The organism is Pseudomonas sp. Marseille-P9899, assembly GCF_903166565.1.
In the GTDB taxonomy this organism is placed as follows: domain Bacteria; phylum Pseudomonadota; class Gammaproteobacteria; order Pseudomonadales; family Pseudomonadaceae; genus Aquipseudomonas; species Aquipseudomonas huaxiensis.
Map to the genome: position 1 here is coordinate 172501 of NZ_CAESCG010000001.1, position 14101 is coordinate 186601.

Consider the following 14101-nt stretch of genomic DNA (forward strand, 5'->3'; position numbering starts at 1 on the left):
ATCAACCGAGATTCCCTTAGTAGTGGCGAGCGAACGGGGACTAGCCCTTAAGTTGATTTGAGATTAGTGGAAGGCTCTGGAAAGTGCCGCCATAGTGGGTGATAGCCCCGTACACGAAAATCTCTTATCAATGAAATCGAGTAGGACGGAGCACGAGAAACTTTGTCTGAATATGGGGGGACCATCCTCCAAGGCTAAATACTACTGACTGACCGATAGTGAACCAGTACCGTGAGGGAAAGGCGAAAAGAACCCCGGAGAGGGGAGTGAAATAGATCCTGAAACCGTATGCGTACAAGCAGTGGGAGCCTACTTTGTTAGGTGACTGCGTACCTTTTGTATAATGGGTCAGCGACTTATATTCAGTGGCGAGCTTAACCGAATAGGGGAGGCGTAGCGAAAGCGAGTCTTAATAGGGCGTTTAGTCGCTGGGTATAGACCCGAAACCGGGCGATCTATCCATGGGCAGGTTGAAGGTTAGGTAACACTGACTGGAGGACCGAACCGACTACCGTTGAAAAGTTAGCGGATGACCTGTGGATCGGAGTGAAAGGCTAATCAAGCTCGGAGATAGCTGGTTCTCCTCGAAAGCTATTTAGGTAGCGCCTCATGTATCACTGTAGGGGGTAGAGCACTGTTTCGGCTAGGGGGTCATCCCGACTTACCAAACCGATGCAAACTCCGAATACCTACAAGTGCCGAGCATGGGAGACACACGGCGGGTGCTAACGTCCGTCGTGAAAAGGGAAACAACCCAGACCGTCAGCTAAGGTCCCAAAGTTATGGTTAAGTGGGAAACGATGTGGGAAGGCTTAGACAGCTAGGAGGTTGGCTTAGAAGCAGCCACCCTTTAAAGAAAGCGTAATAGCTCACTAGTCGAGTCGGCCTGCGCGGAAGATGTAACGGGGCTCAAACCATACACCGAAGCTACGGGTATCACTTAGGTGATGCGGTAGAGGAGCGTTCTGTAAGCCTGTGAAGGTGAGTTGAGAAGCTTGCTGGAGGTATCAGAAGTGCGAATGCTGACATGAGTAACGACAATGGGAGTGAAAAACTCCCACGCCGAAAGACCAAGGTTTCCTGCGCAACGTTAATCGACGCAGGGTTAGTCGGTCCCTAAGGCGAGGCTGAAAAGCGTAGTCGATGGAAAACAGGTTAATATTCCTGTACTTCTAGTTATTGCGATGGAGGGACGGAGAAGGCTAGGCCAGCTTGGCGTTGGTTGTCCAAGTTTAAGGTGGTAGGCTGAGATCTTAGGTAAATCCGGGATCTTAAGGCCGAGAGCTGATGACGAGCGCTCTTAGAGCGCGAAGTGGTTGATGCCATGCTTCCAAGAAAAGCTTCTAAGCTTCAGATAACTAGGAACCGTACCCCAAACCGACACAGGTGGTTGGGTAGAGAATACCAAGGCGCTTGAGAGAACTCGGGTGAAGGAACTAGGCAAAATGGCACCGTAACTTCGGGAGAAGGTGCGCCGGCGAGGGTCAAGGACTTGCTCCGTAAGCCCATGCCGGTCGAAGATACCAGGCCGCTGCGACTGTTTATTAAAAACACAGCACTCTGCAAACACGAAAGTGGACGTATAGGGTGTGACGCCTGCCCGGTGCCGGAAGGTTAATTGATGGGGTTAGCTAACGCGAAGCTCTTGATCGAAGCCCCGGTAAACGGCGGCCGTAACTATAACGGTCCTAAGGTAGCGAAATTCCTTGTCGGGTAAGTTCCGACCTGCACGAATGGCGTAACGATGGCGGCGCTGTCTCCACCCGAGACTCAGTGAAATTGAAATCGCTGTGAAGATGCAGTGTATCCGCGGCTAGACGGAAAGACCCCGTGAACCTTTACTATAGCTTTGCACTGGACTTTGAATTTGCTTGTGTAGGATAGGTGGGAGGCTTTGAAGCGTGGACGCCAGTTCGCGTGGAGCCATCCTTGAAATACCACCCTGGCAACTTTGAGGTTCTAACTCAGGTCCGTTATCCGGATCGAGGACAGTGTATGGTGGGTAGTTTGACTGGGGCGGTCTCCTCCTAAAGAGTAACGGAGGAGTACGAAGGTGCGCTCAGACCGGTCGGAAATCGGTCGTAGAGTATAAAGGCAAAAGCGCGCTTGACTGCGAGACAGACACGTCGAGCAGGTACGAAAGTAGGTCTTAGTGATCCGGTGGTTCTGTATGGAAGGGCCATCGCTCAACGGATAAAAGGTACTCCGGGGATAACAGGCTGATACCGCCCAAGAGTTCATATCGACGGCGGTGTTTGGCACCTCGATGTCGGCTCATCACATCCTGGGGCTGAAGCCGGTCCCAAGGGTATGGCTGTTCGCCATTTAAAGTGGTACGCGAGCTGGGTTTAGAACGTCGTGAGACAGTTCGGTCCCTATCTGCCGTGGACGTTTGAGATTTGAGAGGGGCTGCTCCTAGTACGAGAGGACCGGAGTGGACGAACCTCTGGTGTTCCGGTTGTCACGCCAGTGGCATTGCCGGGTAGCTATGTTCGGAAGAGATAACCGCTGAAAGCATCTAAGCGGGAAACTTGCCTCAAGATGAGATCTCACTGGAGCCTTGAGCTCCCTGAAGGGCCGTCGAAGACTACGACGTTGATAGGTTGGGTGTGTAAGCGCTGTGAGGCGTTGAGCTAACCAATACTAATTGCCCGTGAGGCTTGACCATATAACACCCAAGCAATTTGACTGCTTCTGGAGACAGGGCACCGAATCGTGGTGGTGAAGACGAAACGCTCGAAAATTCGTGAACCCACAAAACATCACATACCCGATTTGCGCGGACGTCGAAAGGCGGACGAGCACACAGAATTTCTTGACGACCATAGAGCATTGGAACCACCTGATCCCATCCCGAACTCAGCAGTGAAACGATGCATCGCCGATGGTAGTGTGGAGCTTCTCCATGTGAGAGTAGGTCATCGTCAAGATTAAATTCCGAAACCCCTATCTGCGTATGCAGGTAGGGGTTTTGTCTTTTATGGCCGAAAAAACAGGTCAAATAAAAAGGGCTTGTCTCGTATCGAGGCAAGCCCTTTTCGTATGGCGCGAAGTAATCAGTCGCCGGTGTACTCACAGCCGCTGGTACAGGTCTCGTGGATACGAACCTTGCTCAGCTCCGGCAGCAGCGGTTTGACCTGTTCCCAGATCCACTTGGCGATCACTTCACTGGTCGGGTTTTCCAGGCCAGGGATGTCGTTGAGGTAGTTGTGATCCAACTGCTCATAAAGCGGCTTGAAGATGGCTTTGATTTCGGAGAAGTCGCGAATCCAGCCGGTATGAGGATCCAGTGGGCCAGTGAGGTGCAGGGCGACCTTGAAGGAATGGCCATGCAGGCGACCGCACTTGTGACCGGCGGGGACGTGCGGCAGGCGATGTGCCGATTCAAATGTAAATTCTTTGAAGATTTCCACGGTATCTATAACTCTGAGAACCAATGCTGGGGCGCAGTTTACCAGCAAGGTCACTTCAGTGGTTGCAGATGGTCGCCCAGCCTGCCGCTCTCCACCAGTTCGAGAAACGCATCGCCTAGCCGTTGGCTTTCGCTCATTGCCGTATGCCAGTAACGCTGGCGACTGGACGCATCGCCCATGAAACGTTTGAAGTCGCTGCGGTCTGGCAGCTTGCGGTATGGCAGGCGCGCAAGATATTGCGCGGACGGCGCCAGCAGCAGGACGTCTTGCAGTCGGTCTGCGTCGCCCCGTCGCCACGGCAATGCCTTGTCGAACCAGCCGGGAATCACCTTGTCGGTGAAGTGCGGGTAGAGAACGATGTCTTCGCCGCTGTAGGGCAGGTCGAGGTGGTAGTCGAGCAGGCCGCCGTCGCGATAGGTTCCTGGCCCTGCGCCCGGGATGTCCCGTACACCTTCCATGACCATCGGGATCGAGCCCGACGCCAACAATGCATGGCGCAGGTTGCTGCTGGCCAATGGCAGATAACGCGACGGGAAATCTATCAGCGGCTGCAACGGCGGTGCGCTGCGGGCGTCGTGCAGGATGATGCGCTCGAAGTGCCGTGCCAGCCGCGGCCGACCGATCAGGTTGTCTGCGATCACCGAGGACAGGCCGATACCCAGCCGGCCACGATGGTCATCGGCAAGCAGGCCGTGGCTCTTCACCACAACGATGTTGAGCCGGTAAAGCGGGTTATCGAGGATGCTGGCATCACGACCTTCCAGCAGGTCGTCGAGCATGCGCTGGCAACTCAGGCTGACTTCGCCTTGGGTCACACCCTTGGCGAAGTCCTGCGCGGTATAAAGGTCGCCGAGTCGGCGGAGGGCCTGGGCCGGGTCGGGCAGACAGGCGCTAGCGAAGCGCCAGGAACCGATCGAGGCGCCAATCAGCGCGCGCTCGCGTGGCGCACTTGGCAGCCACTGACCGAACAACGCCAGATCCAGCCCCTGTATGCCCAGCGCTTTTGGCCCGCCAGCAGCGCCCGGCAATACACCGACGTCAGCGGGCGCCAGGCCACGTTGACGGATGCGGGCAAGGGCACGTTTACCGGCCTTCAGGGTCAGAGCGGGGTATTTGATCTGGATGGCGGTCATGCGGGTCTCTCTGTGTCGAGGGTGCGAGTATAGAGAATCGCTGCGACCTTGCGCGCCAAGACGGTGCGCCCCTGCGGCGCTATCATGTCGCCAGCTGTTTTCAGGTTCAATTAAGTTCGGCTGGGTAGTATTTCCTCGTACCCCACCGAACCTCAATGGAGAAACACGATGAAGACCCTGACTGCCCTGTTCGCAACCGCTGCCCTGGCCCTGAGTGCCAACGTCGCGATGGCCAAGGATGTGCGTACCGACGAAGTGGTGAAACTGGTCCAGACCAAGCAGATCCAGTCGCTGGACGAACTCAACCAGAAGGCGCTCGCCAAGCACCCCGGCGCCACGATCAAAGATACCGAACTGGAAGATGTCTACGGCCGTTACGTCTACAAGGTCGAACTGCGTGATGCGCAGAACGTCGAGTGGGATGTGGATCTGGACGCCAAGACCGGTGAAGTGCTCAAGGATGTCCAGGACCGCTGATGATCCGGCTTTCGCAAACGGCACGCTGGACACTGCTCGCGCTACTGGCCTGCTGCTCGCTGGCCATGGCCCGCGACCTTGACCAGGATGAAGCCCTGCAGTTGCGTCGAGAAGGGGTGATCCTGCCGCTCGAGCAACTGCTGCAATCCGCCCTGGGACGCTATCCCGGGGCGCGTTTGCTGGAGGCGGAGCTGGAAGAGGACGACGATGAATACGTCTACGAGGTCGAGTTGCTGACTGTCGAAGGCGTGGTGCGGGAAATCAAGTTGCATGCCGCCAGCGGTGTCCTGCTCAAAGATGAGGAAGATGATTGATGCGTTTGCTACTGGTCGAGGACAACGTCTCGCTGGCTGACGAACTGACCGACAGCCTGCAACGCCAGGGCTATGCGGTGGACTGGCTGGCCGATGGCCGCGACGCGGTGTATCAGGGCAGCAGTGAGCCCTATGATCTGATCGTGCTCGACCTCGGTCTGCCCGGCATCCCCGGTCTTGAAGTGCTGAAGCAATGGCGCGCCGGTGGCCTGGTGATACCGGTGCTGATCCTCACCGCGCGCGGCTCGTGGGCCGACCGCATCGAAGGGCTCAAGGCCGGCGCCGATGACTACCTGAGCAAGCCATTCCACCCCGAAGAACTGCAATTGCGTATCCAGTCGTTGTTGCGCCGAGCGCGAGGCCTGGCCAATCAGCCGACCCTGGAAGCCTCCGGCCTTCATCTCGACGAAGGACGCCAGTGTGTGACCCGTGAAGGCGAGGACGTGCAACTGACCGCCGCTGAATTTCGCCTGTTGCGCTACTTCATGCTGCACCCGCAGCAGATTCTTTCGAAAAGCCATTTGGCCGAACACCTTTACAACGGCGAGACCGCACGTGACTCCAATGTTCTGGAAGTCCACGTCAACCACCTGCGCCGCAAGCTTGGCCGTGGCGTGATCGAAACCCACCGGGGCCAGGGTTACCGCTTCGGTGGGGCCGTGGCGTGAAGTCCATTCAGTCACGTCTCAGCCTCGGCTTGGCCGGGGTGCTGATTGTCGTGGGCCTGGCCCTGGCCCAGGTCAGTCTCTGGCTGTTCGAGGTGGGATTGCAGCGTTACCTCGAAGCCGGCCTGCGCAAGGAAAGCGAGAACCTGCTGGTCGCTCTGGTCCACGGTCACGACGGTGTCGAGCTGGATCAGCAGCGGATTTCCGCCGCCTACAACCGGCAGTTCTCCGGCTATTACTTCCGCATCGATTTCGACGGCAAGACCTGGCGCTCCCGCTCGCTGTGGGACATGGAAATGCCCAAGCCGGAGACGCCCGGGTTGCACGACGGTTTCGAACTCGGCCCGCGCGGCCAGCAGTTGCTGGTGTTGCGGGCCGACTACCGGCGTCAGGGCCAGGCGATGTCCATCAGCGTCGCCCAGGACTACACGCCGATGCGCGACAGCTTCCGGCGTTTGCAGCAGATCGGCCTCGGTCTCGGGCTGCTGGCTTTGGTGCTGGTGCTGGTATTGCAGCGAGTGATCGTCAAGCGCTCGCTGAAGCCGCTTGAGCGCGCCCGCGAGCAGATCGCGCAGTTGCAGCAGGGCAAGCGCTCGCAACTGGACACCGAGGTGCCGAGTGAGCTCGAACCGTTGGTGGCGCAGGTTAACCACCTGCTGGCCCATACCGAAGACAGCCTGCGCCGTTCACGCAACGCGCTGGGCAATCTCGGACACGCTTTAAAGACGCCGCTCGCCGTGTTGCTCAGCCTCGCCGCCAGTGAGCGTCTGCGAGAGGTGCCGGGGTTGTCCGCGCAGATGCGTGAGCAGCTGGAGCAGATCCAGCAGCGTTTGAGCCGCGAACTGAACCGCGCCCGGCTGGCCGGCGATGCGTTGCCGGGCGCGCATTTCGATTGCGATGCGGAACTGCCGGGCCTGCTGTCCACGCTGGGAATGATCCATGGCGACGGCCTGTTGATCCGCCAGGACGTTCCCGCCGGCCTGTCGTTGCCATGGGACCGTGAAGACCTGCTGGAGCTGCTCGGAAACCTGCTGGACAACGCCTGCAAATGGGCCGACAGCGAAGTCTGCCTGAGTATCAGCCAGACGCCGGATCACTACCGGCTGTGTATCGATGATGACGGTCCGGGTATTCCCGAGGACGCTCGGCAGGGCGTGCTGGAACGCGGCGCGCGGTTGGATGAGCAGATCGATGGCCACGGCCTCGGCCTGGGCATCGTGCGCGACATCGTCGAAGCCTGGCATGGCCGGATGGACCTGGAGGGGAGTGCGCTTGGCGGGTTGCGGGTGAGTATCGAGCTGCCGCGCCGGGCCGGGCGCTGAGGCCCGGCGGCGCGGCATACAGATCAAACCTGGAAGTGATCCATCAGGCTTTGCTGCTGGTTGGCCAGGCTGTTCAGTGACTGGCTGACCCGGGCCGACTCATCGGCCTGATGAGACAGCGACTCGGTGACATCACGGATGGTCGCGACGTTGCTGCTGATTTCCTCGGCCACCGCGCTCTGTTCTTCGGCGGCACTGGCGATCTGCAGGTTCATGTCGGTGATGACCGTCACCGCTTCGCCAATCTGCCGAAGCGCGCTCACCGCCTGACCGACCTGCTCGACACTGCCTTGAGCCTGGCGATGGCTGCTGTCCATCGCACCGACCACTTCGCGGGTACCGGCCTGCAACTGCTCGATCACATGGCGGGTTTCTTCCACCGATTCCTGAGTGCGTTGCGCGAGGTTGCGCACCTCGTCGGCGACCACCGCGAAGCCGCGCCCGGCCTCGCCGGCGCGGGCTGCCTCGATGGCGGCGTTGAGCGCAAGGAGGTTGGTCTGTTCGGCGATGGAACGGATCACTTCCAGTACCGAACCGATCTTCTCGCTGTTCTCCGCCAGGCCTTCGACCTGGTTCATCGCGGTGCTCATGTTGGCGGCGAGGGCGTCGATGCTGCTGGTGGTCTGGTTGATCACCGCCAGGCCCTGGCGGGTGGCCTGATCGACGTCGCGGGCAGCTTGCGCGGCCTGCGCGGCGCTGCGGGCCACGTCATGGGCGGTGGCGCTCATTTCGTGGGAGGCGGTGGCCACCTGATCGACCTGGCGGTACTGCTGCTCCATGCCGGCGCTGGTCTGGCTGGCGATCGCCGAAGATTGGTCGGCGGTGCTGCGCGCCGCGTGCACCGAGCGTTTCACCTCGGCGATGGTCGGTTGCAGCTTGTCCAGGAAGCGGTTGAACCAGCCGGCCAGTTCACCGAGTTCGTCCTGCTTGTTGTAGGCCAGGCGGCTGGCCAGGTCGCCGTCGCCGCTGGCGATTTCGCGCAGGCGGTGGGCGACATGAAGGATCGGCCGGGTCACGCCGCGGGCCATCAGCCAGATCAACAGCAGGCCGACCACCGCGGCCAACAGGCCAAGACCCAGTTCGATCAAGGTGCCATTGGTGTTGCGCTGATCGAGTTCTTGCTTGAGGGTTTCGGCGGGACCGATCAGGGCGCTTTCCGGCACATCGAGCAGCACGCCCCAAGGCTTGGCGCCCGGGGTCGGGGCGAAGGAGGCGAGGATTTTCAAGCGGCCGTCGTTCTGAATGCTGTGCAGCACCTTGCCGTCGGCCATCAGGCGCACCAGTTCGGCGCCGTTGCGGGCGTCGATCTGTTCGTAGCGCTGGGCCAGCTTGCTGGCGTCCGGGCTGTAGCCGGCCAGCAGGCCCGCGGGGCTGAGGATGCCGATCTGGGTCTGGCCGCCGTAGAGGTTGGCGCTGGCCTGTTTGCTCATGGCCTGCAGGCTGTTCAGGTTGATGTCGATGGAGAGGGTGGCGATCACCTTGTCGGCGACGATCAGCGGGAACACGATGCTGGTCATCAGCACCTGCTGGCCGTCGATTTCGTAGAAATACGGTTCGGTCACGCAGGTCTTGCGGGTGGTGCGCGGGCACACCGACCAGGTGTTGGCCGGCTCGCCGCTCGGGCCGATGGTGGTGTCGGCCATGTCACGCTCGGGCAGCGCCATGGAGGTCAGCTTGCCCGGGGTCGGCTGCGACCAGTACAGGGCGAAACGGCCAGTTTCGTTGCCGCCGATGGCCTCCTGGCCGGCGAACAGTTCATCTTTGCCATCCAGCGCGTTGGGCTCGAACACCAGCGACAGGCCGAGCAGGTCGGGGTTGGCCTGCAGCGCCGAGCGCACCTGGCGGGTCATGTCTTCGCGCAGGTCGAAGGCGTCGAGGAAGCGCTTTTCCGCCTGTTCACGCAGGAACAGCACCTGGCGCGAGAAGCCGGCGCCATATTGATAGGCGTCCATGAACTGGCGCCGGATGTTCAGTGCCTGGACTTCGCCCTGGGATTCGATACGGCCCTGGGCCGCCTCGGTGAGCATGTGCATGCTGCTGGCCTTGACCAGCTCCGTTGTGTGTTCCATGCGATACAGCGAAAGACCCACCAGCAGGGTGACGATGCCCGCGAGGCACAGCCCGGCCAGTGAAGTGATCTTCCATTGAATGGAAAGTTGTCTGAACAACATCGGCAAAATCCTTTGGACCAAAAGAGATAGACACTGCCGACTGTAACGGCAATCTGTGAACTTTCTTTATTCAAACGTTCAATTGAAATGCGCCGTTTTCGTTCATTCAGGCGACCCTTGCACCAGCATGAGGCGTCGCGCTTTGACATCCGCGGGGGCCTCCGTCAGAGTGTGCGCCTTCCAAAAACATACCGTCATTCGGCCAGTGCCTGAGGGCAAAACTGTCGCCGACGTACCCGCTTTTTGTCCGTTTCAAGAGGTTCACAGAATGAATGCAGTCATTGCCGCGGTCGGCATCATGCTGATACTGAGTTTGTCCCGCGTGCATGTGGTCATTGCCCTGATCGTCGGTGCGCTGGTCGGTGGCCTGGTGGGCGGGCTGGGTATCGAGGCCACGCTCAAGGCCTTCAACGGTGGCCTGGGCGGCGGTGCTACCGTGGCCCTGTCCTACGCCTTGCTCGGCGCTTTCGCCGTGGCTATCGCCAAATCCGGCCTGGCCCACGCCCTGGCTGATCGCGCCCTGGCGATGTTCCACGGGCAGAGCGAAGGCAACGGTGCCCGGGTGAAGTGGCTGCTGGTCGGGCTGATGCTGGTGGTGGCGATTTCCTCGCAGAACGTTCTGCCGATCCACATCGCCTTTATTCCGTTGCTGGTGCCGCCGCTGCTCTATGTGCTGACGCGCCTGCAGATTGATCGCCGGCTGGTGGCCTGTGTCATCACCTTCGGCCTGATCACGCCGTACATGTTCCTGCCGGTGGGCTTCGGCAATATCTTCCTCAACGAAATCCTGCTGGCCAATGTGGCTCGCAGCGGCGTCGATGTCAGTGGCGTCAATGTCACCCATGCCATGGCCATTCCGGCGGCGGGCATGCTCGCCGGCCTGCTGATCGCGGTGTTTTTCAGCTACCGCAAGAAGCGCGTCTACGACCTGGAGAAAATCGAGCAGGTCGAGCAGGTGGCGGTCAGCTACAACCCGCTGACCTTGTTGGTAGCCGGCTGCGCCATCGCTGCGGCGTTCATCATTCAGTTGTGGCTGGATTCGATGATCATCGGCGCCATGGCGGGCTTCCTGATTTTCTCGGCCTCCGGCATCGTGCGCTGGAAGGACACCGACGACCTGTTCACCGAAGGCATGAAGATGATGGCGATGATCGGCTTCATCATGATTGCCGCGTCCGGTTTCGCCGAGGTGATGAAGGCGACCGGAGAGGTGAAGACGCTGGTGGAAGCGTCCGCATCGTGGATCAATCACAGCAAGGGTATCGGCGCTTTACTGATGCTGCTGGTGGGCTTGCTGGTGACCATGGGCATCGGTTCGTCGTTCTCCACCGTGCCGATTCTTGCGGCCATCTTCGTGCCGCTGTGCGTGCAACTGGGCTTCGATCCGATCGCCACCGTGTGCATCGTCGGCACCGCCGGCGCCCTGGGCGATGCCGGTTCGCCGGCGTCTGACTCGACGCTGGGCCCGACCTCGGGGCTGAACGTCGACGGTCAGCATCATCACATCTGGGACACGGTGGTACCGACCTTCATCCATTACAACCTGCCATTGCTGGCGGCGGGATGGGTGGCGGCGATGGTGCTGTAAGAAACAAGCGCAAGAGGGCGGGGCGCGAAGCTCAGCCCTTTTTTGGCGGCGGGGAGATGCGGTTGAGCACGGTGTTGCCGTCTTTGTCCTGGGTCAGGTAGACCGGCAGTACCTTGGGCAGGCTGCGGACCAGACGGTTGACGTCGTTGGTGTTGTAGATGCCGCTGATGCGCACGTTGCCGGTGCTGGCGTCGGCCAGGCGCAGCGGGCTTTCCAGGTAGCGGTTGATCAGCGGCAGCGCCTGGTCGAGGGTGAGGTTGTCGATCACCAGCTTGCCGCTGCGCCACGACAGGCTGGAGTCGTTGGCGTAGGTCTGGTTCAGGCTCGGTTCGAGATCGCCGGTGTTGTAGCTGGCCTGCATGCCAGGGCCGAGGCGGTAGCCGCTGCCGGGCTTGAAGCTCTCGCTGCTGACCAGCACCGAACCCTCCACCAGCGTCACCTTGACCTGATCACGGTATTTCCAGACGTTGAACTGGGTGCCGGTCACCTGCGTCTGGCCGTTGCCGGCGCGGACGATGAAAGGGTGGCTGGTGTCGTGATGGACCTTGAAGAACGCCTCGCCCTTGACCAGGGTCACCCGGCGCTCGTCCTTGTAGTGGGTGTAGCGCAGGGAGGTGCCGAGGTTCAGTTCGACTTCGCTGCCGTCGCCCAGGGTGACGGTTCTGCGGGCGTCGGTGGTTTTTTCCGACTGGTAGTCGTTGGGCAGCCAGCCTTGCTCCCAGCCGATCCAGGCGCCGACCGGCAGCGCCAGCAGGGTAATCACTGCTGCCGACGCGTAGTGACGCATGCGCTGGGGCTGTGGTCTGGGCTTGATCGGCAGGTGCAGAATCTGCGCGGGAGTGGCTCGCGGCAGGTGATCGGCAGTGACCCAGATCTCCTGCATGGCTTCGTATTCCTGCAGGTGAAGCGGGCTGGCGGCCAGCCATTGTTCGAATTCGGCGAGTTCTTGCGCGGTGCAGTCATCAGCGTGCAAGCGCATGCACCAATGCGCGGCGGCATCGGTGATGGCATTCAATTCGGCGTCGCTGGGGCTGACCTGATTCATTGATACTCCCGGTTTTGCGCAATTCTAACCCCGCCGGGTAGGCGGGGAGAACCGAGATCATGGCGAATCACTATCAGTTGTGAGATTTATTCGCAGGAAATCACCTACAAAAACGATTTTCTCCGCACAAACCGACCAACGGTCGCAAGACTACGGCAAGCCGCCACTTGCCGTGGTGCGTGCAGTTCAGAACTGTTCGGCGGTCAGTTGGAACAGGCTGTCGCTACCCGCCTGAATGCTCGCCTGCAACGACAGAACCCGTGGCAGCAAACGCTCGAAGTAGAACGTCGCCGTGGCCAGCTTGGCGCCATAGAAGTCCGGCTCGTCGGCGTGATGCGCGCGGGCGGTGGCGGCCATGCGCGACCACATGTAGGCGTAGGCGACGTAACCGAACAGATGCAGGTACTCCACCGACGCCGCACCCACGGCATTGGCGTCCTGGCTGGCCTGTTCGCGCAGCCATTGGCTGGTGCTTTCCAGCCGCTCCAGGGCGCCCAGCACCTGCGCGGCGAACGGCGGTTCGCTTTCGCAGAAGGTGCGGATTTCCGCCGCCAGCAACGCCAGCGACTGGCCGCCATCGGCCACGACCTTGCGCCCCAGCAGGTCCAGTGCCTGGATGCCGTTGGTGCCTTCGTAGATCTGCGCGATACGCACATCCCGCACCAGTTGCTCCTGGCCCCACTCGCGGATGTAGCCATGGCCGCCGAACACCTGCTGGCCGAGCACGCAACTCTCAAGACCGGTGTCGGTGAAGAATGCCTTGGCCACTGGCGTCAGCAGGGCGACGAGGCGTTGCGCTGCCTCGCGCTCGGTGGCGTCTTCGGTGTATTTGGCGGTGTCCAGTTGCTGGCCGACGTAGGTGGCGAAGGCGCGGCCACCTTCGGTCAGGGCGCGCATGCTCAGCAGCATGCGGCGCACGTCGGGGTGGACGATGATCGGGTCGGCAATCTTGTCCTTCGCCTGCGGGCCGGTGGCGGCGCGGCTTTGCAGGCGATCGCAGGCATAGCGCGCGGCATTCTGGTACGACGCCTCGGCGCAGCCGATGCCCTGGATGCCGATGGACAGGCGCTCGTAATTCATCATGGTGAACATCGCCGCCAGGCCGCGGTTCGGCTCGCCGACCAGGTAGCCGACAGCGCCGTCGAAGTTCATCACGCAGGTGGCCGATGCCTTGATGCCCATCTTGTGCTCGACCGAGCCGCAACTGACCGCGTTGTCCACGCCCAGGCTGCCGTCGTCGGAGACGATGCGCTTGGGCACCAGGAACAACGAGATGCCTTTCGGTCCGGCCGGGGCGTCCGGCAGCTTGGCCAGCACCAGATGGATGATGTTGTCGGTGAGGTCCTGGTCGCCGCCGGTGATGAAAATCTTGGTGCCGCTGATGGCGTAGCTGCCGTCGATCAGCGGCTCGGCCTTGCTGCGGATGATCCCCAGGTCGGTGCCGGCATGGGGTTCGGTCAGGCACATGGTGCCGGCCCACTCGCCGCTGTACAGCCGCGGCAGGTAGAGGGCGCGCAGTTCGTCGCTGGCGTGGGCGTCGATCGCCAGGCAGCAGCCGGCACTCAGCGCCGAATACAGGCTGAAGCTGCAGTTGGCGGCGTAGAGCATTTCCTCGAACTGCACCGCGAGCATCTTCGGCATGCCCATGCCGCCGTGCTCCGGGTTGCCGGCGAGGCCGACCCAGCCGCCTTCGCGGTAGGTCTGCCAGGCCTGCTTGAAGCCCTCGGGCGTGGTGACCTGGCCCGCTTCGAAACCGACCCCCTGTTCGTCGCCGCTGCGGTTGAGCGGGGCGATCAGTTGACCGGTGATTTTCGCCGCCTCTTCAAGGATCGCGTCGGCGGTCTCGGCATCGACACTGGCCGCCAGCGCGGGCAGCCGTGCCCATTGGGCCGGGCCCTGGAACACTTCGTGGAGGACGAAACGCATGTCGCGCAGCGGGGCATTGAATTCAGGCATCGTGGTTCTCGTTCGAA

General features: G+C 60.9%; 10 protein-coding genes, 2 rRNA genes and 1 pseudogene (1 of these 13 cut by a window edge). 7 read left to right on the forward strand and 6 right to left on the reverse strand.

Features of this window, described 5'->3' with window-relative positions; genetic code table 11:
- Both HWV67_RS00850 and rrf read left to right on the forward strand, forming a co-directional pair.
- Positions 1-2668, forward strand: a 23S ribosomal RNA gene (locus HWV67_RS00850) (it extends 222 nt beyond the left edge of the window).
- 146 nt (positions 2669-2814) lie between these two features.
- Positions 2815-2930, forward strand: a 5S ribosomal RNA gene (rrf, locus tag HWV67_RS00855).
- Positions 2931-3056: 126 nt separating this feature from the next.
- Here rrf and queD read toward each other — a convergent pair.
- Entirely contained in the window at positions 3057-3413 is a 357-nt protein-coding gene (gene queD, locus HWV67_RS00860) for a 6-carboxytetrahydropterin synthase QueD (protein WP_110972230.1), read from the reverse strand.
- 50 nt (positions 3414-3463) lie between these two features.
- On the reverse strand, positions 3464-4546 hold the full coding sequence (locus tag HWV67_RS00865) for a patatin-like phospholipase family protein (RefSeq protein WP_175649527.1): 1083 nt from the start codon (positions 4544-4546) through the stop codon (positions 3464-3466).
- Positions 4547-4714: 168 nt separating this feature from the next.
- Here HWV67_RS00865 and HWV67_RS00870 point away from each other — a divergent pair, with 168 nt between their 5' ends.
- Genes HWV67_RS00870 through HWV67_RS00885 form a run of 4 tightly spaced genes read left to right on the forward strand, consistent with a single transcriptional unit; the run spans position 4715 to position 7324 of the window.
- On the forward strand, positions 4715-5023 hold the full coding sequence (locus HWV67_RS00870) for a PepSY domain-containing protein (protein WP_095157138.1): 309 nt from the start codon (positions 4715-4717) through the stop codon (positions 5021-5023).
- Positions 5023-5337 carry a PepSY domain-containing protein gene (locus HWV67_RS00875; RefSeq protein ID WP_095157139.1) on the forward strand — a complete coding sequence of 105 codons (315 nt, stop codon included), beginning with the start codon at positions 5023-5025 and terminating at the stop codon, positions 5335-5337. Before HWV67_RS00870 ends, HWV67_RS00875 begins: the two co-directional genes overlap by 1 nt.
- Positions 5337-6005 carry a response regulator transcription factor gene (locus HWV67_RS00880; protein WP_175649528.1) on the forward strand — a complete coding sequence of 223 codons (669 nt, stop codon included), beginning with the start codon at positions 5337-5339 and terminating at the stop codon, positions 6003-6005. Before HWV67_RS00875 ends, HWV67_RS00880 begins: the two co-directional genes overlap by 1 nt.
- Positions 6002-7324 (forward strand): sensor histidine kinase, encoded by a 1323-nt coding sequence (locus tag HWV67_RS00885; RefSeq protein ID WP_175649529.1) that lies wholly within the window; start codon positions 6002-6004, stop codon positions 7322-7324. The genes HWV67_RS00880 and HWV67_RS00885 overlap by 4 nt, the downstream gene beginning before the upstream one ends.
- Positions 7325-7347: 23 nt before the next feature.
- Here the strand turns inward: HWV67_RS00885 and HWV67_RS31950 are convergent, their stop codons facing one another.
- Both HWV67_RS31950 and HWV67_RS31955 read right to left on the reverse strand, forming a co-directional pair.
- Positions 7348-8103 (reverse strand): methyl-accepting chemotaxis protein, encoded by a 756-nt coding sequence (locus HWV67_RS31950; RefSeq protein WP_371864307.1) that lies wholly within the window; start codon positions 8101-8103, stop codon positions 7348-7350.
- 102 nt (positions 8104-8205) lie between these two features.
- Positions 8206-9495 (reverse strand): annotated as a pseudogene (locus HWV67_RS31955) (HAMP domain-containing protein); the annotation flags it as partial.
- A 268-nt stretch (positions 9496-9763) separates the two neighbouring features.
- Here HWV67_RS31955 and HWV67_RS00895 point away from each other — a divergent pair.
- Positions 9764-11083: a Na+/H+ antiporter family protein gene (locus HWV67_RS00895; RefSeq protein WP_175649531.1), complete on the forward strand. Its 1320-nt coding sequence runs from the start codon at positions 9764-9766 to the stop codon at positions 11081-11083.
- Positions 11084-11114: 31 nt separating this feature from the next.
- Here HWV67_RS00895 and HWV67_RS00900 read toward each other — a convergent pair whose 3' ends face one another.
- Together HWV67_RS00900 and HWV67_RS00905 are read right to left on the reverse strand one after the other, a co-directional pair.
- Positions 11115-12128 carry a FecR family protein gene (locus HWV67_RS00900; RefSeq protein WP_175649532.1) on the reverse strand — a complete coding sequence of 338 codons (1014 nt, stop codon included), beginning with the start codon at positions 12126-12128 and terminating at the stop codon, positions 11115-11117.
- A 186-nt stretch (positions 12129-12314) separates the two neighbouring features.
- Positions 12315-14084 (reverse strand): acyl-CoA dehydrogenase C-terminal domain-containing protein, encoded by a 1770-nt coding sequence (locus HWV67_RS00905; protein ID WP_175649533.1) that lies wholly within the window; start codon positions 14082-14084, stop codon positions 12315-12317.
- Between the last annotated feature and the right edge of the window lie 17 nt (positions 14085-14101).